Annotated in this window: 14 protein-coding genes, 1 rRNA gene, 1 pseudogene and 1 riboswitch; of the genes and pseudogenes, 13 read left to right on the forward strand and 3 right to left on the reverse strand. The window is 71.5% G+C overall.

What is annotated here, in order from left to right; translation table 11 throughout:
• The 12 genes from rrf to ACIRRH_RS17010 form a co-directional block, all read left to right on the forward strand.
• A 5S ribosomal RNA gene (gene rrf / locus ACIRRH_RS16955) occupies positions 1–87 on the forward strand; the annotation flags it as partial.
• Between the two features lie 100 nt (positions 88–187).
• Positions 188–808 (forward strand): CDP-alcohol phosphatidyltransferase family protein, encoded by a 621-nt coding sequence (locus ACIRRH_RS16960; protein ID WP_403067441.1) that lies wholly within the window; start codon positions 188–190, stop codon positions 806–808.
• A gap of 124 nt (positions 809–932) precedes the next feature.
• A complete protein-coding gene (locus ACIRRH_RS16965) occupies positions 933–3,428 on the forward strand; it encodes a mannose-1-phosphate guanyltransferase (protein WP_224276616.1) in 2,496 nt (831 codons plus the stop codon).
• Positions 3,429–3,701: 273 nt separating this feature from the next.
• Entirely contained in the window at positions 3,702–4,730 is a 1,029-nt protein-coding gene (locus ACIRRH_RS16970; RefSeq protein ID WP_403067444.1) for a DUF881 domain-containing protein, read from the forward strand.
• Complete coding sequence (locus tag ACIRRH_RS16975; RefSeq protein WP_030062488.1) at positions 4,727–5,059, forward strand: small basic family protein; 333 nt, start codon at positions 4,727–4,729, stop codon at positions 5,057–5,059. Before ACIRRH_RS16970 ends, ACIRRH_RS16975 begins: the two co-directional genes overlap by 4 nt.
• Positions 5,052–6,245 carry a DUF881 domain-containing protein gene (locus tag ACIRRH_RS16980; RefSeq protein WP_403067446.1) on the forward strand — a complete coding sequence of 398 codons (1,194 nt, stop codon included), beginning with the start codon at positions 5,052–5,054 and terminating at the stop codon, positions 6,243–6,245. The genes ACIRRH_RS16975 and ACIRRH_RS16980 overlap by 8 nt, the downstream gene beginning before the upstream one ends.
• A gap of 568 nt (positions 6,246–6,813) precedes the next feature.
• Positions 6,814–7,356, forward strand: a complete 543-nt coding sequence (locus ACIRRH_RS16985; protein WP_403067448.1) for an FHA domain-containing protein — start codon at positions 6,814–6,816, stop codon at positions 7,354–7,356.
• A gap of 179 nt (positions 7,357–7,535) precedes the next feature.
• On the forward strand, positions 7,536–8,231 hold the full coding sequence (locus ACIRRH_RS16990) for a MerR family transcriptional regulator (protein WP_403067927.1): 696 nt from the start codon (positions 7,536–7,538) through the stop codon (positions 8,229–8,231).
• 97 nt (positions 8,232–8,328) lie between these two features.
• On the forward strand, positions 8,329–8,805 hold the full coding sequence (locus ACIRRH_RS16995) for a bifunctional nuclease family protein (protein ID WP_224276619.1): 477 nt from the start codon (positions 8,329–8,331) through the stop codon (positions 8,803–8,805).
• A 223-nt stretch (positions 8,806–9,028) separates the two neighbouring features.
• Entirely contained in the window at positions 9,029–9,673 is a 645-nt protein-coding gene (locus ACIRRH_RS17000) for a MerR family transcriptional regulator (protein ID WP_403067450.1), read from the forward strand.
• Positions 9,674–9,767: 94 nt separating this feature from the next.
• Positions 9,768–10,490, forward strand: a complete 723-nt coding sequence (locus ACIRRH_RS17005) for a vancomycin high temperature exclusion protein (protein WP_403067452.1) — start codon at positions 9,768–9,770, stop codon at positions 10,488–10,490.
• A gap of 73 nt (positions 10,491–10,563) precedes the next feature.
• Positions 10,564–11,985: a DNA polymerase IV gene (locus tag ACIRRH_RS17010; protein ID WP_403067454.1), complete on the forward strand. Its 1,422-nt coding sequence runs from the start codon at positions 10,564–10,566 to the stop codon at positions 11,983–11,985.
• A 141-nt stretch (positions 11,986–12,126) separates the two neighbouring features.
• On the opposite strand, the gene ACIRRH_RS17015 is transcribed toward ACIRRH_RS17010, so the two are convergent.
• The 3 genes and pseudogenes from ACIRRH_RS17015 to ACIRRH_RS17025 form a co-directional block, all read right to left on the reverse strand.
• On the reverse strand, positions 12,127–13,623 hold the full coding sequence (locus tag ACIRRH_RS17015; protein ID WP_403067456.1) for an MFS transporter: 1,497 nt from the start codon (positions 13,621–13,623) through the stop codon (positions 12,127–12,129).
• 220 nt (positions 13,624–13,843) lie between these two features.
• On the reverse strand, positions 13,844–14,758 hold the full coding sequence (locus tag ACIRRH_RS17020) for a YsnF/AvaK domain-containing protein (RefSeq protein ID WP_403067930.1): 915 nt from the start codon (positions 14,756–14,758) through the stop codon (positions 13,844–13,846).
• Between the two features lie 147 nt (positions 14,759–14,905).
• Positions 14,906–15,289, reverse strand: a pseudogene (locus tag ACIRRH_RS17025) (PRC-barrel domain-containing protein); the annotation flags it as partial.
• A gap of 223 nt (positions 15,290–15,512) precedes the next feature.
• Positions 15,513–15,616: riboswitch (glycine riboswitch) on the forward strand.
• 238 nt (positions 15,617–15,854) lie between these two features.
• Between ACIRRH_RS17025 and gcvP the strand changes: the two are divergent.
• Entirely contained in the window at positions 15,855–18,755 is a 2,901-nt protein-coding gene (gene gcvP / locus ACIRRH_RS17030; protein ID WP_403067458.1) for an aminomethyl-transferring glycine dehydrogenase, read from the forward strand.
• Positions 18,756–18,849: the final 94 nt, after the last annotated feature.

The following is an 18,849-nucleotide window of genomic DNA, read 5'->3' on the forward strand; positions in this document are numbered from 1 at the left end:
GGTTACATTCCGAACCCGGAAGCTAAGCCTTACAGCGCCGATGGTACTGCAGGGGGGACCCTGTGGGAGAGTAGGACGCCGCCGAACAATTATTCTAGAGAAGCCCCCGCCGGGTGAACCGGTCGGGGGCTTCTCTGTTGTAAGGTCAACATGCAATTGTCGTCACACGGGACAGGAGGCCCCCCGGGTGGAGGTCCAGGAGACGCGGGTCCAGACCGATCGCGTCCTCACCATCCCCAACATGCTGAGCATGGGCCGGCTGGTCGGTGTTCCGCTCTTCCTCTGGCTCATCCTGTGGCCGGTCTTCGACGGTCCCAACAATGACGGTTGGGCGCTGTTGATCCTGATGTTGAGCGGGATCAGCGACTACCTGGACGGGAAGCTCGCCCGGCGGTGGGGGCAGATCAGCCGGGTGGGGCAGCTGCTCGACCCGCTGGCTGACCGGCTCTATGTGCTTTCCACGCTGGTCGGATTGACCTGGCGTGAGATTCTGCCATGGTGGCTCACTGCGATCCTGTTGGCCCGTGAGGCATTCATCGCCACGCTGCTGCCGATTCTGAACCGGCACGGCTACGGCCCGCTCCAGACGAGTTTCCTGGGGAAGGCCGCGACCTTCAATCTGATGTACGCGTTTCCGCTTCTGCTGCTCGGCAGCGTGGACAGTTGGATCGCCCGGCCGGCCGAGGTGGTGAGCTGGGCGTTCATCTGGTGGGGGACGACCCTGTACTGGTGGGCCGCGATTCTTTACGCGGTCCAGGCGCGGCAGATCATCCGGGGGAGCACCGCGGGCTCGGCGTCCACGATCTGAGACCTGATCTGAGAGAAGCCCCACGCCTCATCGGTGCGTCGGACGATACCTTCCGGGTAGACAACCCTCTGGAACGGTTTGATGGACCTGCTGGTCCACCACCGCGAAGGAGGACGCACCCGTAATGAAAGCCGTTGTAATGGCAGGGGGCGAGGGAACCCGACTCCGCCCGATGACCTCCAGCATGCCGAAGCCGCTGCTTCCGGTCGCCAACAGGCCGATCATGGAGCACGTGCTTCGGCTGCTGAAGCGGCACGGCCTCTCCGACACAGTCGTCACCGTGCAGTTTCTGGCGTCACTGGTCAAGAACTACTTCGGTGACGGCGAAGAGCTGGGCATGCACCTGACCTATGCCCACGAGGAGACGCCACTGGGCACTGCGGGGAGTGTCAAGAACGCCGAGGACGCGCTCAAGGACGATTCCTTCCTGGTGATCTCCGGTGACGCGCTGACCGACTTCGACCTCTCGGAATTGATCGACTTTCACCGCAGCAAGGACGCTCTGGTCACCGTCTGTCTCACGAGGGTGCCGAATCCACTGGAGTTCGGCATCACGATCACGGACGACGAGGGGAGGGTCGAGCGATTCCTGGAGAAGCCGACCTGGGGGCAGGTCTTCTCCGACACGGTGAACACCGGTATCTACGTGATGGAGCCCGAGGTCTTCGACTACGTGGCGGCGGGCGAGTCCGTCGACTGGTCGAGTGACGTCTTCCCGCAGCTGTTGAAGGAGGGCAAGCGGGTCTACGGCTATGTCGCCGAGGGCTACTGGGAGGACGTGGGCACCCACGAGAGCTACGGCAAGGCCCAGGCGGACGTCCTGGAGGGCAAGGTCGACGTCGAGCTCGACGGGTTCGAGATCTCCCCGGGGGTCTGGGTCGCCGAGGGTGCCGAGGTGGACCCGGAGGCGGTGCTGCGCGGGCCGCTGTACATCGGGGACTACGCCAAGGTCGAGGCCGGCGTGGAGATCCGTGAGCACACCGTGCTGGGCAGCAACGTGGTCGTCAAGCGCGGCGCGTTCCTGCACAAGGCGGTGGTGCACGACAACGTGTACGTCGGGCCGCAGAGCAATCTGCGGGGCTGCGTGGTCGGCAAGAACACCGACGTGATGCGGGCCGCGCGGATCGAGGACGGTGCGGTGATCGGGGACGAGTGCCTGGTCGGCGAGGAGTCGATCATCGGGGCGAACGTCCGGGTCTACCCGTTCAAGACCATCGAGGCCGGCGCCGTCGTCAACACCTCGGTGATCTGGGAGTCGCGCGGCCAGGAGCACCTCTTCGGGGTCCGCGGCGTCTCGGGCATCCTGAACGTCGAGATCACCCCGGAGCTGGCCGTACGGCTGGCGGGGGCGTACGCGACGACGCTGAAGAAGGGCGCCACCGTCACCATCGCGCGTGACCACTCGCGTGGTGCGCGTGCGCTCAAACGGGCGATGATCTCGGCGCTCCAGACCTCAGCGATCGACGTCCGCGACCTCGAGAACGTGCCCATGCCGGTGGCCCGGCAGCACACGGCGCGGGGGAGCGCGGGCGGGATCTTCCTGCGGACCACGCCGGGTGTGCCGGATTCGCTGGACATCCTCTTCTTCGACGAGCGCGGGGCGGACCTCTCGCAGGCCGGCCAGCGCAAGCTGGACCGCGTCTACGCGCGCCAGGAGTACCGGCGGGCCTTCCCCGGTGAGATCGGGGACCTGACCTTCCCGTCCAGCGTCTTCGACTCCTACGCGGGCAACCTGCTGCGGACGGTGGACACCACCGGGGTCCGGGAGGCCGGGCTGAAGGTGGTCGTGGACACCGCGCACGGCAGCGCGGGCCTTGTTCTGCCGAGCATCCTCGGCCGGCTCGGGGTCGAGGCGCTCACCGTCTCCAGCGGGCTGGACGAGGCGCGGCCGACCGAGGACGCGGAGGAGCGCCGGGCCGGTCTGGCCAGGCTCGGCGAGCTGGTCGCCTCCTCGCGGGCTGCCTTCGGCGTGCGGTTCGACCCGGTGGGCGAGCGCGTCGCGTTCGTGGACGAGCTCGGCCGGGTGATCGACGACGACCGGGCGCTGCTGGTGCTGCTGGACCTGGTCGCGGCCGAGCGGCGCAGCGGACAGGTGGCACTGCCGGTGACCACCACCCGGATCGCCGAGCAGGTCGCCGCGTACCACGGCACCCAGGTCATCTGGACCACGACGACGCCGGACGACCTCGCGAAGGCGGCCTCCGCCGAGGGAACGGTGTTCGGCGGGGACGGGCGCGGGGGCTTCGTGGTGCCCGAGTTCAGCGGGGTGCTGGACGGCGCCGCGGCGTTCGTCCGGCTGGTCGGTCTGGTGGCGCGGACCCAGCTCACGCTGAGTCAGATCGACGCGCGGATTCCGCAGGCGCACATCCGGCGCCGGGACATCGCGACGCCGTGGGCGGCCAAGGGCATGGTCATGCGCTCCGTGGTGGAGGCGGCCGGCAGCCGTCGGCTGGACACCACCGACGGCGTCCGGGTGGTCGAGGCGGACGGGCGCTGGACGCTGGTCCTGCCGGATCCGGCCGAGGCGGTCACCCACCTGTGGGCGGAGGGCCCCGATGACGAGGCCACCGAGGCGCTGCTGGACGAGTGGGCGGCCGTGGTCGACGGAGCGGGGCGGTGACGGCCCGGGGCTGAGCACGGTCCGCGCCTGAGCGCGGTCGGGAGCCGGGCTCGGGACTGCTTCGAACGGCGGGGCGCGCGGTGTGATCCGCGCGCCCCGCTGTCCGTTTTCACATCATTCGGAACAGTCCGTCACTTTCCGTCATGTGTGCAGCGTGTGTGCAGCTCAGGGGCCGTGCACGGGCCAGCCCGGCGACATGGGACGATGGTCTCCATGCCAGCGACGCCGACGCCGAGTGCCCCGAACGGACGGTACAACCGTCCGGATGCCTCGATGTCCTTGCTGACCAACGTGATGGACCACGGCCTGGACGAGGGCTACGCGGAGGCGGCCGCCGCGCGCGGTGGTGCCCGCGACAGCCGGATACCCGGCACCGTGCAGGGGCTGCTCACGCTGGGCGCCGGGCTGGCGCTGGTGGGAGCGGTGGTGACGGTGGGCGCGGTGAACGCGCACAAGGCCGAGCCGTCGCTGGCCAAGGAGCGGGACGCGTTGATCCACCGGATCAACGACAGCAACACCTCGGCCGACAGGCTTCAGAAGCAGGTGCAGGAGCTGCGGCTCAAGGTCGACAGCACGCAGCAGCAGGCGCTCGCCTCGGGAGACGGCGATCCCGGCGGGGTGACCGGGGCCGTGGGCCTGGGCCAGGTCACCGGGCCGGGCGTGAAGCTGGTCCTGGAGGACGCCTCTGGCACGGGCCTCGGCGGAAACGTCGACCCGCGGGCCGGGCAGGGCTTCTCCAACAGCGGCCGGCTGCGGGACCGCGACCTGCAGCTGGTGGTGAACGGCCTCTGGGGATCCGGGGCCGAGGCGATCGCGATCAACGGCCAGCGGCTGACCGCGCTGTCCGCGATCCGGGCCGCGGGTGAGGCGGTGCTGGTGGACAACCGGCCGCTGGTGCCGCCGTACAGCATCCAGGCGATCGGGGACGGCTCGAAGCTCCTCACCGCCTTCGAGAAGGACATGGCCGGGCAGTACCTGCGGCTGCTCCAGGAGCAGTACGGCATCAAGTCGACGCTCTCCGTGCAGAAGAACCTGACGCTGCCGGCGGCCGTGGGGGTGACGCTGCGGACCGCGCAGCCGGTGACGCCCGAGGCCTCGCCCGCGGTGACCCCGACGGCGCCGAGCGGCTCGCCGTCGGCCGGGGCCGGAACCCAGGAGAGCCCCGGCGCGTCCGTCTCACCGTCGGCCTCGCCTTCCCCACCCGGCTCGCCGGCCGCGTCCAGCGGTAGTTCCACCGCCAAGCGGCGTCCGCCCACCGGAACCGCCAAGACCACGACAGGGACAGGAGCAGCCAGACCGTGATTGCCGTACTGGGTCTTGTGATCGGGGTGGTCGTCGGCCTCTTCGTCCAACCCGAGGTGCCGGACGCCGTCGTGCCGTACCTGCCGATCGCGGTGGTGGCGGCGCTGGACGCCGTGTTCGGCGGCGTCCGGGCGATGCTCGACGGGATCTTCAACGACAAGGTGTTCATCGTCTCGTTCCTGTCGAACGTGGTGGTCGCGGCGCTGATCGTCTTCCTCGGTGACCAGCTGGGCGTCGGCTCGCAGCTGTCCACCGGTGTGGTCGTTGTCCTCGGCATCCGCATCTTCTCCAACGCGGCCGCGATCCGGCGCCATGTCTTCCGTGCCTGAGTCGGGCCGCGAGACGGCGGAGGAGAAGCAGGAGGCAGCGGCGACCGAGCCGGCCGCAGGGAAGCCGGGTGCGAAGCCGGTCGAGAAGGCGGCTGCGAAGCCCGTCGAGAAGGCCGTTGGCGCGCCCGAGCCGAAGTCGGACGGGGAGCCCGGGCCGGAGGGTGCGGCGGGCACGGCCGAGGCGGCTGAAGTGGCCGGAGAGACCGCCGAGGCCGAGGAGGCGTCGGAGGAGAAGTCCGACGCCAGGGCTGAGCTCGGGGCCGGTTCGGTGACCGAGCCGACGCTGCGGCTCACGAAGATCACCGAGTCGGCACCCGGGGCCGAGTCGGAGGCCGAGCCCAAGGCCGACTCCGAGACCGATTCCAAGCCCGAGGCCGAGGCGGGCCCCGCGCCGGAGCCCGCGCCTGCCGCTGAGGCCGAGCCGGAGGCGGCCGCCGAACCCGAACCTGCCCCGGACCGGAACGCGGGCCGGCGGCGCCTGAAGGCGGCGCTCTGGCCGCCGCGGCTGTCGCGCGGCCAGTTGGTGGTGGCGCTGCTGCTGTTCTCGCTCGGTCTGGGCCTGGCGATCCAGGTGCGGTCGACCAACGACCACCACAGTCAGCTGCGCGGGGCCCGCCAGGAGGACCTGGTGCGGATCCTCGACGAACTGGACAGCCGTCAGCAACGTCTTCAACAGGAGAAGGCCGAGCTGGAGCAGTCCCTGGCGAAGTTGGAGAACAGCTCCAACCAGGCCAAGGAAGCCCAGGAGCAGACCAGGAAGAAGGTGACGGAGCTCGGCGTGCTCGCCGGTACCGTCAAGGCCACCGGTCCGGGCATCGTCCTCACGGTCGATGATCCCCAAGGGCAGGTGAAGGCAGATATGCTGCTGGACACCCTGCAAGAACTTCGAGCGGCGGGGGCGGAGGCGATTCAGATCAACGATGTGCGCGTGGTGGTCAACACCTACTTCACCGACCTGTCGGCCGGTGGGGTGCAGATCGACGGGAAGAAGGTCTCGCAGCCCTACCGCTTCACGGTCGTGGGGAACCCGCAGGATCTGACACCCGCGCTGAACATCCCGGGAGGTGTCGTCCGCACGCTGGAGAGCCACCAGGCGCGGGCGACGATCACCCAGCAGCAGAAGGTGGTCGTCGACGCCCTCGTGGACCCGAAGTCGCCGCAGTACGCCAAGCCGGCTTCGAAGTGACGGGGCACCCGACGAACGGCCCGTCAAGGGCGGGCGGCACCCGCTGCGGGGCGCCGCCGTCACATGGGCGAGACTGGTTCGCACCAGTACGCTCCGGAGCAACAACCGCAGCACCAACCGTCGGAGTACCACTCCAGCGGGCCCGAGCCGCAACGACAGGGCTCGCAGCAAGTCCGAGGTTCTCACCCTGCCCCGCGGGCGGGTCTGTCACACGCAAGGGGATTCGCCCGTGAGTTTCTTCTCGAAGTTGTTCGGTCGCAACAAGGGCCGCGACGCGGCCGCCGTCGAGGCGCCCACCGCGCGTCACCGCCGGCCGGAGGACGAGCCCGCCGTACCGGGCATGCGACCGGCCCCCGAGGCCGCGCCGTACGCAGGTCAGCAGCTGTACCGGGACGGCGCCGCCGCCCAGTTCGCGGGGAATCCGGCGGGCTACGGCGCGTCGGTTGACCCCTCCGGCGAGCCGCGCATAGGTTTCCCGTCAGCACCCTCAACCTCTGGTGGAGGGTTTGCCCCGGATCCGTACGCCGGGCACAACCCGTCGGGTGTGCCGCGCCAGGAGGCTGTGAACATGGCTGGCCCCACTCCGTGCCCCAGGTGCGGCAACCAGAACCCGGCCGCGGCCCGGTTCTGTTCCAACTGCGGTACGGCGCTGCGCGGCGGCCTGCTCCCGGAGGGGGCGGCGGAGACCACGTCGACCATCTCCATCTCCGGCCTGGAGTCGTACGACCCCACCACCACGACCGGCACCGGTGCCACGCCGGCCCTGTCGGCCGAGGTGCTGTCGGCGATCGACGCGCTGCCGCCGGGCTCGGCCCTGCTGATCGTGCAGCGCGGCCCGAACTCCGGCAGCCGCTTCCTGCTGGACTCGGACGTCACCACGGCGGGACGTCACCCGCAGGGTGACATCTTCCTCGACGACGTCACGGTCTCGCGCCGCCACGTGGAGTTCCGCCGCACCCCGGCCGGCTTCAGCGTCGCGGACGTGGGCAGCCTCAACGGCACCTACGTGAACCGGGAGCGGATCGACGAGGTGTCGCTGAACAACGGCGACGAGGTGCAGATCGGGAAGTACCGGCTGGTGTTCTTCGCCGGCCACAACCGGGGGTACTGAAAACGACGTCGGCAGGAGCCCGAGTGAATACGAATACCCCTTCCTCTTCTCTCGGGGCGGCCCCCCCTACCCCGTCCGGTCCGCAGGCGGACCGCGGCGGGCGCGGGGTGGTCGCGGGCCCGCGGCAGCCGGTCCGGGGGGAGCGGCCCGCCGGGCGCCGGCGCGGCGGTGACGATCTGCTGAGCATCGGCGCGGTGCTGGCCTTCCTGCGCGACGACTTCCCCGAGGTCACCATCTCCAAGATCCGCTTCCTGGAGGCGGAGGGGCTGGTGGAGCCGCACCGCACGCCCTCGGGGTACCGCAAGTTCAGCCCGGCCGACGTGGAGCGGCTGGCCTACGTCCTGCGCATGCAGCGGGACCACTACCTGCCGCTGCGGGTGATCCGCGAACACCTGGACGCCATCGAGCGCGGTGAGAACCCGCCCGCGCTGCCTTCCGCCGGTGACGCCCGGCCCGGCCCGCTGGAGGAGGCGGACCGGGAGCTGGTGGCCGCCGGCGAGGTACCCTCCGGGGTCCGGCTGGGGCGCGCCGAGCTGTTGGCGGCGGCCGAGGCCGGGGAGCCGGAGCTGGCGGAGTGGGAGTACTACGGGCTGGTCGCCCCGGGCCCGGACGGCGGGTACGACGGCGAGGCGCTCCAGGTGGCCCGGCTGGTCGCGGAGCTCGGCCGGTTCGGGCTGGAGCCCCGCCACCTGCGGGCCATGAAGGCGGCGGCGGACCGCGAGATCGCGCTGGTGGAACAGGTGGTGGCGCCGTTGCGCCGGCACCGCAACCCGCAGACCAGGGCGCACGCGGAGGCCACCGCCCGTGAGCTCGCGACGCTGTCCGTACGGCTGCACGCGGCAATGGTCCAGGCCGGTCTGCGGACCCGCGGATAACGGCCGACGTGCCCTGGCGGCACCGGGTGCACCGCGCTGACCAGCGGCGTCGGCTCTGCGCTTTCATATCCGGGAGCGGAGCCATAGGGTTGCCTGTGTGAATGAGCTCGACGTCGTGGGTGTCCGAGTGGAGATGCCTTCCAACCAGCCGATCGTGCTGCTGCGGGAGGTCGGGGGAGATCGCTACCTGCCGATCTGGATCGGCCCCGGCGAGGCGACCGCGATCGCCTTCGCCCAGCAGGGCATGACGCCGGTGCGCCCGCTGACGCACGACCTGTTCAAGGACGTCCTGGAGGCGCTCGGCCAGCAGCTCACCGAGGTCCGGATCACCGACCTGCGGGAGGGTGTGTTCTACGCCGAGCTGGTGTTCTCCGGCGGGGTCGAGGTGAGCGCCCGGCCGTCCGACGCCATAGCGCTGGCGCTGCGCACCGGCACGCCGATCTACGGGAGCGAGGAGGTGCTCGCCGAGGCGGGCATCGCGATCCCGGACGAGCAGGAGGACGAGGTCGAGAAGTTCCGCGAGTTCCTCGACCAGGTGTCGCCCGAGGACTTCGGGGGCAGCGGCCCGCAGTAGCGGGGCCGGTCGGGCGGCTATGTGAACCGCCCGTTTTGCCAAAAACCGTCCACCTACCCACACTAGGGGCACGAAAAACCACTCTCCTGAGTGATGTGGTTTGTCTGACCCGGCGTGGCGATCGTTGACGGGTCATAGGGGACTGCCTACCGTCAGGAGTGGCTGTCCGGGTGGCCGATGCCCGCAGTCGGGTTGCCCGCAGCACAAGTGGACGGAGGCAGGCATGAGCAGCACCGGCGATGACGCGGCCGTGGGAGGCCGGTGCGCCGTGCACATGCCGCGCACCGCTCGCACCGTCACGGATCTCCCCCGGATGGGCAGGTTCCCGGCCGTACAACCGGGCCAGCCGGCCATCGAGCGGCTGGCCCCGACATCCGAACTGCTCGGCTTCCGCGGCCCGACGGCCTGCGCGGCGGCCGGCATCACCTACCGCCAGCTGGACTACTGGGCCCGCACCGGACTGCTGGAGCCCAGCGTCCGCACCGCGTACCCGTCCACCAGTCAGCGGCTCTACAGCTTCCGCGACATCCTGCTGCTGAAGATCGTGAAGCGGCTGCTCGACGCGGGCGTCTCGCTGCAGAACATCCGGGTGGCGGTCGCCCACCTCCAGGCCGCCGATCATGGCGACCTGGCCGGGATGACGCTGATGTGCGACGGCGCGACGGTGTACGAGTGCACCACGCCGCAGCAGGTGGTGGACCTGCTGAAGAGCGGTCAGGGCGTCTTCGGCATCGCGGTCGGGGCGGTCTGGCAGGAGCTGGAGCTCACCCTCGGGCGGCTGCACGCCGAGCGCACCGACACCGGCGAGACCCTGGTCGGGCACGACCCGGCCGACGAGCTGGCCCAGCGGCGCAACCGGGCGGTCTGAGCAGGCGTTCGACGGGGCCGCGGGCCCGGGCGGGGAACCGTTCGGGCCCGCGGCCTCGTCGTGTTGCCTGGTTGACCTGATCGAGGGAGGGCACGTGGGGGTCGGCACCGGGATAGCGGGGCTGCTGCGGCGCAGGGCCGGGCTGCTGGGGACGCGGCTGCGGCGGCGGCCGACGCAGCGCAGGGTGTTCCAGGTCGGGACGGTGCTCTGCTCGCTGGCGCTGGCGCCGAGCGCCTGGGTGTGGTGCGCCGCGGGGGACCGGGTCGGCACGGTGGAGAGCGCGCCCGCCGCGCCGGTCGCGGTGGTCTTCGGCGCCGGGCTGGACCAGGGGAAGCCCTCGCCCTACCTGGAGCACCGGCTGGTCGCGGCGTTGGACCTGTACCGGGACGGGAAGGTGCAGGCGATCCTGGTGACCGGGGACAACGGGCGGGTCGAGTACGACGAGCCCGACGCGATGTACACCTACCTGACCCAGCACGGGGTGCCCGAGGACCGGGTGGTCCGGGACTACGCGGGCTTCGACACCTGGGACTCCTGCACCCGGGCGCACCGGATCTTCGGGGTGGACCACGCGGTGCTGGTCAGCCAGGACTTCCACGTCCGCCGGGCGCTGGCGCTGTGCGAGGCGGCGGGCATCCGCTCGTACGCGGTCGGGGTGCCGGAGCTGCACGACGCGACCTGGCTGTACGGCGGGCTGCGGGAGATCGCCGGGGCGGGCAAGGCGGCGGCCAACGCCTGGCTGCGGCCGGACCCGGTGTTCCTCGGGCCCAAGGAGGACGGCATTCCGAAGGCGCTGGCGGAGGCGGCGAAGGGGTAGCCACCGGGGGCCGGCCGCGGGGCGTCCGGCCGGGTTCGTACGCACTGTCGGACCCGTACGCGATGATCGGCGGGTGCGATCTCTGCCGAGCATCATCCACCTCGACATGGACGCCTTCTTCGCGGCGGTGGAGCAGGCGGCCAAGCCGAGCCTGCGCGGCAAACCGGTGATCGTCGGCGGGCTCGGCGGGCGCGGGGTGGTCTCCACGGCCTCGTACGAGGCGCGGAGGTTCGGGGTGCACTCGGCGATGCCGATGGCGCAGGCGCGCCGGCTCTGCCCCAACGCAGCCTTCCTGTCGGGGCGGTTCGAGGCCTACCGGCAGAACAGCGAGATCGTGATGGGGCTGCTGCGGCAGCTGTCCCCGCTGGTGCAGCCGCTCAGCCTGGACGAGGCCTTCGTGGACCTGGAGGCCGGTCCGTATGGTCCGGCGCTGCTGGAGGCGGACCACGAGACCGGCGAGCGGCTGGTGCTCGCGCTGGCGGAGGACCTGCGGGCGGACATCCAGCGGCTGACCGGCCTGACCGGCTCGGTCGGGGCGGCCGGGTCCAAGCTGATGGCCAAGATCGCCTCCGAGCAGGCCAAGCCGGACGGGCTGGTCATGATCGAGCCCGGGCAGGAGCGGGCCGTGCTCGGCCCGCTGCCGGTGCGGGCGCTGCCCGGGATCGGGCCGGCCACCGAGCAGGTGCTGCGCCGGGCCGGGCTGAACACGGTGGCCGACCTCGCGGAGGCGGGGGAGGCGGAACTGGTGCAGTTGGTCGGGCGGGCGCACGGCGCCGGGATCTTCCAGATGTCGACAGGGCTGGACGACCGGCCGGTGATCGCTGACCAGGATGCCAAGTCCGTGTCGGTGGAGGACACCTACGAGGTGGACCTGGCCGACCGGGAACGGGTGCTGCGCGAGGTGGAGACGCTGGCCGGCCGGTGCGTGCGGCGGCTGCGGGCGGCCGGGCGCTCGGGGCGGACGGTGGTGCTCAAGGTCCGGCGGTTCGACTTCTCGACGCTGACCCGCTCGGAAACGCTCGGCGGGCCCACCGACGACGAGACGGTGATCACCGCGACGGCGCGCCGGCTGGCCGAACAGGTGGACATCACAGGCGGGGTCCGGCTGCTCGGCGTGGGCGTCGCCCAACTCGCCGACTACACCCAGGAGGACCTGTTCGCGCAGGCGCTGCGGGAGGAAGCTGCGGAGCACGCGGAGGCGGCGGCCGAGGCCGAGGAGGCCGAGGAGGAGCCGGAGGCCGTCGTGGTGCGGCGCTGGATGCCCGGACAGGACGTCCGGCACGAGGAGTTCGGGCCGGGCTGGGTGCAGGGCAGCGGCGTCGGGAGGGTCACCGTACGGTTCGAGACGCCGTGGAGCGAGCCGGGGCGGGTGCGGACCTTCGCGGTGGACGACCCGGCGCTCGAACCGTCCAGGCCGCTGCCGCTGCGCCGGGACGAGGGCGAGGACGGTGTGCCGGACGCGGATGCGGCCGGCGGGCCGGAGGAGGGGGCCTGAAACACGAAGCGGCCCCGCCCGGTGGGGGAGTACCGGGCGGGGCCGATCACCGTACCGGACGCCGTACGGTCGTGATGCCCTCGCGACGTACGGAGACCGGGCCCCGCGCCCTGTCCCTGAGCGCGGGGGCCGGACGCCTCGTCAGGCGTCGGTCTTGACCAGCTCGGGGCTGGAGTCCTGCTGGGCCGAACCGCCGAGGACGGTCGGGGTGGCGGCCGACGTGGCGCCGCGGATCAGGAACGGGACGACACCGGCGACGATGCAGACGACGGCCGCGGTCCAGAACGCGTGCTTGTAGGCGTCCAGAGTGGGCAGGGAGAGCGGGATCTGCGGCGGCAGCTTCATGGTGTCGCCGGTGAGGATGGCGGCCATGACGGCGGTGCCGATCGCGCCACCGACCGTGCGCAGCACGGAGTTCATGCCGTTGGCGATGCCGCTCTGCTCGGCCGGGACGGCGTCGTTGATGTAGGCCGGCATCGCGGCGAAGGCGAGGCCCACACCGAGACCGAAGATCGCCGAGGCGGTGTAGATGTCGCCCTCCTGTCCGTGGCGCACGGCCAGGTAGGCCATCGCCACGGCGCCGAGGACGCCACCGAGGACCAGCGGCAGGCGCGGGCCGCGACGGGCGATCAGCAGGGCGCCGACCGGCGCGGCGACCATCGAGCCGATCGCGGACGGCAGCAGCATGATGCCGGCGTGCAGCACGGTGGCGGTGAAGCCGTAGTGGGTCAGCTTCTCCGGGGTCTGGGCGAAGTTGCTGATGACCATGAAGGAGCCGTACATGCCGAAGCCGATGAGCAGGCCGGCCACGTTGGTGAAGGCGACGGCCGGACGGGCCATCATCTTCATGTCCACCAGCGGGTGCGCGACCTTGGTCTCGATGATCCCCCAGACCAGGGCGACCACGGCGGCGACGGCGAACAGGCCGAGGGTCTTGTTGGAGGTCCAGCCCCAGTGGTTGCCCTGGCTGACCGCGACCAGCAGCGCGGAGAGCCAGCCGGCCAGGGTGAGGGCGCCCAGCGGGTCGGCGCCGCCGTCCTTGTCGGTGACCGGGTCGGACGGGACGCGGAAGGCGACCAGGGCGACCGCGATCAGGCCGAAGACCAGGCCCATCCAGAAGATCGACTTGTAGTCCCAGTGCTCCAGCAGGAGGCCGGTGGCGACCAGGCCGAGGCCGGAGCCGACGCCCATCGAGGCGCTGATGGCGGCGACGCCGCCGGTCACCTTCTGCCTGGGCAGCTCGTCACGGACGATGCTGATCGCCAGCGGCAGGACGCCACCGCCGGCGCCCTGGAGGACACGGGCGACGACCAGCCAGGTGAAGGAGTGGGTGCTGACCGCCAGCGCCGAACCGGCGACCAGGCCGGCCAGCGAGATCAGCAGCATCGGCTTGCGGCCCCGGAGGTCGCCGAAGCGGCCCAGGAGGGGAGTCAGCACGGCTGCGGAGAGCAGGTTGGCGGTCATCAGCCAGGTGATGCTGGAGGCGGAGACGCTCAGTTCCTTGGCCAGCGAGGGCAGGATCGGGACGACCGCGGTCTGCACCACGCTGAACGACAGCATCGCCAGGATGAGGGCCGGCAGGACCCGGGCGCTGCTCTGCTTCTCGGCCGCGGTGGTGGGCTGTGGTGCCTCACTCACGGTTGCTTCCTCCCGTACATAGTGAATGAACTGAAGTAACCATGCAGGGGGATACTTCAGAGTGTCAAATATCGACTGGTTAAGCTTTGGCAAAGGCGAAGGGTCGGGTACGCGACAAGGGGCTGTGGAGGGTGCGTGGAGGGCGCCTGCGGCGGAGGTGAACGGTCGCGTGCGCGACCAGGGCCCCGGACGGTGTCCGGGGCCCTGGTCGTGGGTGCTGTCAGACGAGCGGCCGCAGCGGTGAGGGGCGGGGCGGGGTGGCGGGCGGGGTCGGCCCGGTCGGCGGGGTCGCCGACGACGAGGCAGGGGTCTGGGCGGCGGTGGTGTCGTGGACCTCGACGTGCTCGCGGCGGAGTTCGTCCCGGATCACCTCCTCGGTGGTGTACCGCTCGACGACCAGGCGGACCCGCTCGATGGGGGCGAGGTGCTTGCGGACCACCGCGCGTTCCTCGCGGAGGGTGACCTCTTCGACGGCCTCGGTGATCTCCTTCTCGGTGAGCGTGGCGCGCTCGGCGTCGCTGACCGGCGTCCGCTCGACCCGGACGCGCTCGCGGACCACCGGGACGCGGCGCTCGACCTGTTCGGTCGTCACGTACTTGCGCAGCTTCGCGGTGCCGAGGGTGTGCCACTCGGTGGTGATCTCCAGCCGCTCCTCGCGGCAGGTGATCTCCACCGGGCTGCTGGGGGCGGCGCCGGCCTTCGCGGTGGCGATGGTCGCCGCGCGGGCGGCGGCGGGAGCGGAGGCGGGCTGCGGCTGCGGCTTCCGTCCCGTGGTGGGTGTGGCGGGTGTGTCGGCGGGGGTGGAGAAGGGTTGGGGCCTCGGTCCCGTGGTGGGTGCGGCGGGTGTGGTGGGTGTGTCGGCGGGGGTGGAGAAGGGTTGGGGCCTCGGTCCCGTGGTGGGTGTGGCAGGTGTGGTGGGTGTGTCGGCGGGGGTGGAGAAGGGTTGGGGCCTCGGTCCCGTGGTGGGTGCGGCGGGTGTGGTGGGTGTGTCGGCGGAGGCGGAGAAGGGCTGTGGCCTCGGTCCCGTGGTGGGTGCGGCAGGTGCGGCAGGTGTGGCAGGTGCGTCGGCATGGGCGGAGGTGGGCGCGGCCGCCGGGAAGGTGGTGGCGGCTGTGGGGGCGCCGAGGTTCCGCATGTCGGCCTCCGGGGTGGTCCTGGGTGTGTCGGCGGTTGGGGGTGCGGCGGCAGTGGGGGTTCTGGCCGGGGCGGGCTCGGGGGAGTGCTCGGCGGTGTGGAAGGTGAGCGACTTGGCCGGGGCCGCCGCGGTCGTCGGGGCGGCGGCCGCGGTGGTGCCGAAGTCGAGGTCGGGCTGCTCGGAGTGGCTCACGTCATCGTCGTTCGAGCGGCCGTACGCCGGGGTGTCGAGCCCGTAGTAGCGGTAGAGCTGGAGCTCCTGGGCGGGGGACAGGTGCTGGCCGACGCCGAAGTCCGGCGACTCCTTCACCAGTGACTTGTCGTACGGCACCCGGAGTTCGTCGCCGGAGAACTCGCTCGTGGTCAGCGGGACGAAGGCGTCCCGGCCGAAGATGCCGGTCCGGACCGCGGCCCACTCGGGCCGGCCGGTGGCGTCGTCCAGGTAGACCTCGTCGACCGTGCCGATCTTGTCTCCGTTGCGGTCGACGGCCTTGTGACCGATGAGGTCCCGCGGGTCGATGTCGGTCTGCACTCTTTCCTCCCGTGCGCTGAGCCTGCGGAGCTCCCGCAGGAAGGCGGCCGGAGCGCCCGTTCCGTCCACCACTTCACACCAAAAGCCATGAATCGGACGGGTGCGACCGGGGTGCGCCGGACGGGCTGCGCGCTGGACCGTCCGGGGGACGCGCGTAGACCCCGAGTGACCTGACGCACCCGTGATCGGGGCGCCTCCCGCTGGTACCCTGGGCGGCGACCGCAGAGCCCGCTCGGGAGAGTCTCCGACTGCGAAAACCGCTGGTCGGAGCGCCGAAGGAGCAACTCCTCCCCGGAATCTCTCAGGCATCCGTACCGTGTGGGGTAGGTCACTCTGGAAAGCAGGGCAGGGGCGTCGGCACGGGAGCCGGCGATCACCACCCTCACCGACGGTGCAAGCCGGCGGAGCGCCCACGGCGCCCCGTGCGGGTGAAGCTCTCAGGTCCCGATGACAGAGGGGGAGGCCTGTTGGGTTCGCCCGCCCAGGCTGGTCCGCTGTCCGCAGCGGTGAAGGCCGGCCGGCGTGCGTACCCCCGCCGGTCCGTGACCAGGAGGCCTCGACCACCATGAACGCCCAGCCGAACGCGGGACGCCCCACCGGCGCCCCGACCCTCACCGAGCTTGAGCTGGCCAGCCCCTTCGAGAACCGCCACATCGGCCCCGACGCCTCCGCACAGGAGAAGATGCTGGCGTCCGTCGGCTACGGCTCGCTGGACGAACTCGCCGCCACCGCGGTGCCCGAGGCGATCCGCTCCATCACCGCCCTGGACCTGCCCGCGGGCCGGACCGAGGCCCAGGTCCTCGCCGAGCTGCGCGAGCTGGCCGGCCGCAACCAGGTGCTCCAGCCGATGATCGGCCTGGGATACTACGGCACCTTCACCCCGCCGGTGATCCTGCGCAACGTCATGGAGAACCCGGCCTGGTACACCGCCTACACCCCGTACCAGCCGGAGATCTCGCAGGGCCGCCTGGAGGCGCTGCTCAACTTCCAGACCCTGGTCTCCGACCTGACCGGCCTGCCGACCTCCGGCTCGTCGCTGCTGGACGAGGGCACCGCGGCCGCCGAGGCGATGGCGCTGGCCCGCCGCGTCACCAAGGTCAAGGGCGGCGTCTTCCTGGTCGACGCCGAGACCCTGCCGCAGACCGTCGCGGTGATCAACACCCGTGCCGTGCCGACCGGCGTCGAGGTCGTCGTCGCCGACCTGTCCGAGGGCATCCCGGCCGAGATCGCCGAGCGCGGTGTCTTCGGCGTGCTGCTCCAGTACCCGGGTGCCACCGGCGTGGTCCGCGACCTCGCCCCGGTGATCGAGCAGGCGCACGGCCTGGGCGCGATCGTCGCCGTCGCCGCCGACCTGCTTGCGCTGACCCTGCTCAAGTCCCCGGGCTCGCTGGGCGCCGACATCGCCTGCGGCACCTCGCAGCGCTTCGGCGTGCCGATGGGCTTCGGCGGCCCGCACGCCGGCTACCTGTCGGTGCGCGCCGAGTACGCCCGCTCGCTGCCCGGCCGCCTGGTCGGCGTCTCCGTCGACGTGGACGGCAACCGCGCCTACCGCCTGGCGCTGCAGACCCGCGAGCAGCACATCCGCCGCGAGAAGGCCACCAGCAACATCTGCACCGCCCAGGTGCTGCTCGCCGTGATGGCCTCGATGTACGCCGTCTACCACGGCCCGGACGGCCTGGCCGACATCGCCCGCCGCACCCACCGCTACGCCGCCGCCCTCGCCGAGGGCCTGCGGGCCGGCGGCGTCGAGCTGCTGCACGGCGAGTTCTTCGACACCGTCACCGCCGTCGTCCCGGGCCGCGCCGCCGAGATCGCCGCCGCCGCCCGCGCCAACGGCATCAACGTCCACCAGGACGGCGCGGACCGGATCTCCGTCTCCACCGACGAGACCACCACCCGCGAGCACCTGGCCGGCGTCTGGGCCGCGTTCGGCGTCCCCGCCGTCGAGGTCGCCGAGGCCGCCGAGGCGCTGCCCGCCGCGCTGCTGCGCGAGGACGAGTACCTGACCCACCCGGTCTTCCACAGCCACCGCTCGGAGACCGCCATGCTGCGCTACCTGCGCCGCCTGTCGGACCGGGACTACGCGCTGGACCGCGGCATGATCCCGCTGGGCTCCTGCACCATGAAGCTCAACGCGACCACCGAGATGGAGGCGGTGACCTGGCCGGAGTTCGGCCAGCTGCACCCCTTCGCGCCGATCGACCAGGCCCAGGGCTTCCTGACCCTGATCCGCCAGCTGGAGCAGCAGCTGGTCGAGGTGACCGGCTACGACGCCGTGTCGATCCAGCCGAACGCGGGTTCGCAGGGCGAGCTGGCCGGTCTGCTCGCCGTGCGCGCCTACCACCACGCCAACGGGGACACCCAGCGCGACGTCTGCCTGATCCCGTCCTCGGCGCACGGCACCAACGCGGCCTCCGCGGTGATGGCCGGCATGCGCGTGGTCGTGGTGAAGACCCTGGTCGACGGCGACGTGGACGTCGATGACCTGAAGGCCAAGATCGAGAAGCACCGCGACAACCTTGCCGTGCTGATGGTCACCTACCCGTCCACCCACGGCGTGTACGAGACCCAGATCACCGACATCTGCGCCCTGGTGCACGAGGCCGGCGGCCAGGTGTACGTGGACGGCGCCAACCTGAACGCCCTGGTCGGCCTCGCCAAGCCGGGCAAGTTCGGCGCGGACGTCTCGCACCTGAACCTGCACAAGACCTTCTGCATCCCGCACGGTGGTGGCGGTCCGGGCGTCGGCCCGGTCGCGGTGCGCGCCCACCTGGCGCCGTACCTGCCGAACCACCCGCTCCAGGCGGAGGCCGGCCCGGCCACCGGCGTGGGCCCGATCTCGGCCGCGCCGTGGGGCTCGGCGGCCATCCTGCCGATCTCCTGGGCGTACGTCCGGCTGATGGGCGGCGAGGGTCTCAAGCACGCGACCCAGGTCGCGGTGCTGAACGCCAACTACATCGCCAAGCGCCTGGCGCCGCACTTCCCGGTGCTCTACACCGGTCCGGGCGGGCTGGTCGCGCACGAGTGCATCATCGACCTGCGCCCGCTGACCAAGGAGACGGGCGTGACGGTGGACGACATCGCCAAGCGCCTGATCGACTACGGCTTCCACGCGCCGACGATGTCCTTCCCGGTGGCCGGCACGCTGATGATCGAGCCGACCGAGTCCGAGGACCTGCACGAGATCGACCGGTTCTGCGACGCGATGATCACCATCCGGGCCGAGATCGACAAGGTCGGCTCGGGCGAGTGGGCGGCCGACGACAACCCGCTGCGCAACGCCCCGCACACCGCCGCCACGCTGGCCGGCGACTGGGCGCACGGCTACTCGCGGCAGGAGGCGGTCTTCCCGGCGGGCGTCAACCCGGCGGACAAGTACTGGCCGCCGGTGAGCCGGATCGACGGCGCGTACGGCGACCGCAACCTGGTCTGCTCCTGCCCGCCGCTGGACGAGTACGGCGTCTGACCGGTCCGGGCCCGAGAGGTCCGGGCTGACGGCAGGGCCCCGGCGGAGCTTCCGCCGGGGCCCTGCCCGTTGCGCTGGTCGAGTCGGCGGCTGC

The organism is Kitasatospora sp. NPDC101235 (genome assembly GCF_044767505.1).
Taxonomy (GTDB): domain Bacteria; phylum Actinomycetota; class Actinomycetes; order Streptomycetales; family Streptomycetaceae; genus Kitasatospora.

Coding starts and splice junctions, on each gene's coding strand:
- ACIRRH_RS16965 (WP_224276616.1), top strand. CDS start 933: ATGAAAGCCGTTGTAATGGCAGGGGGCGAGGGAACCCGACTCCGCCCG.
- ACIRRH_RS16970 (WP_403067444.1), top strand. CDS start 3,702: ATGTCCTTGCTGACCAACGTGATGGACCACGGCCTGGACGAGGGCTAC.
- ACIRRH_RS16985 (WP_403067448.1), top strand. CDS start 6,814: ATGGCTGGCCCCACTCCGTGCCCCAGGTGCGGCAACCAGAACCCGGCC.
- ACIRRH_RS17000 (WP_403067450.1), top strand. CDS start 9,029: ATGAGCAGCACCGGCGATGACGCGGCCGTGGGAGGCCGGTGCGCCGTG.
- ACIRRH_RS17020 (WP_403067930.1), bottom strand. CDS start 14,758: ATGCGGAACCTCGGCGCCCCCACAGCCGCCACCACCTTCCCGGCGGCC.
- gcvP (WP_403067458.1), top strand. CDS start 15,855: ATGAACGCCCAGCCGAACGCGGGACGCCCCACCGGCGCCCCGACCCTC.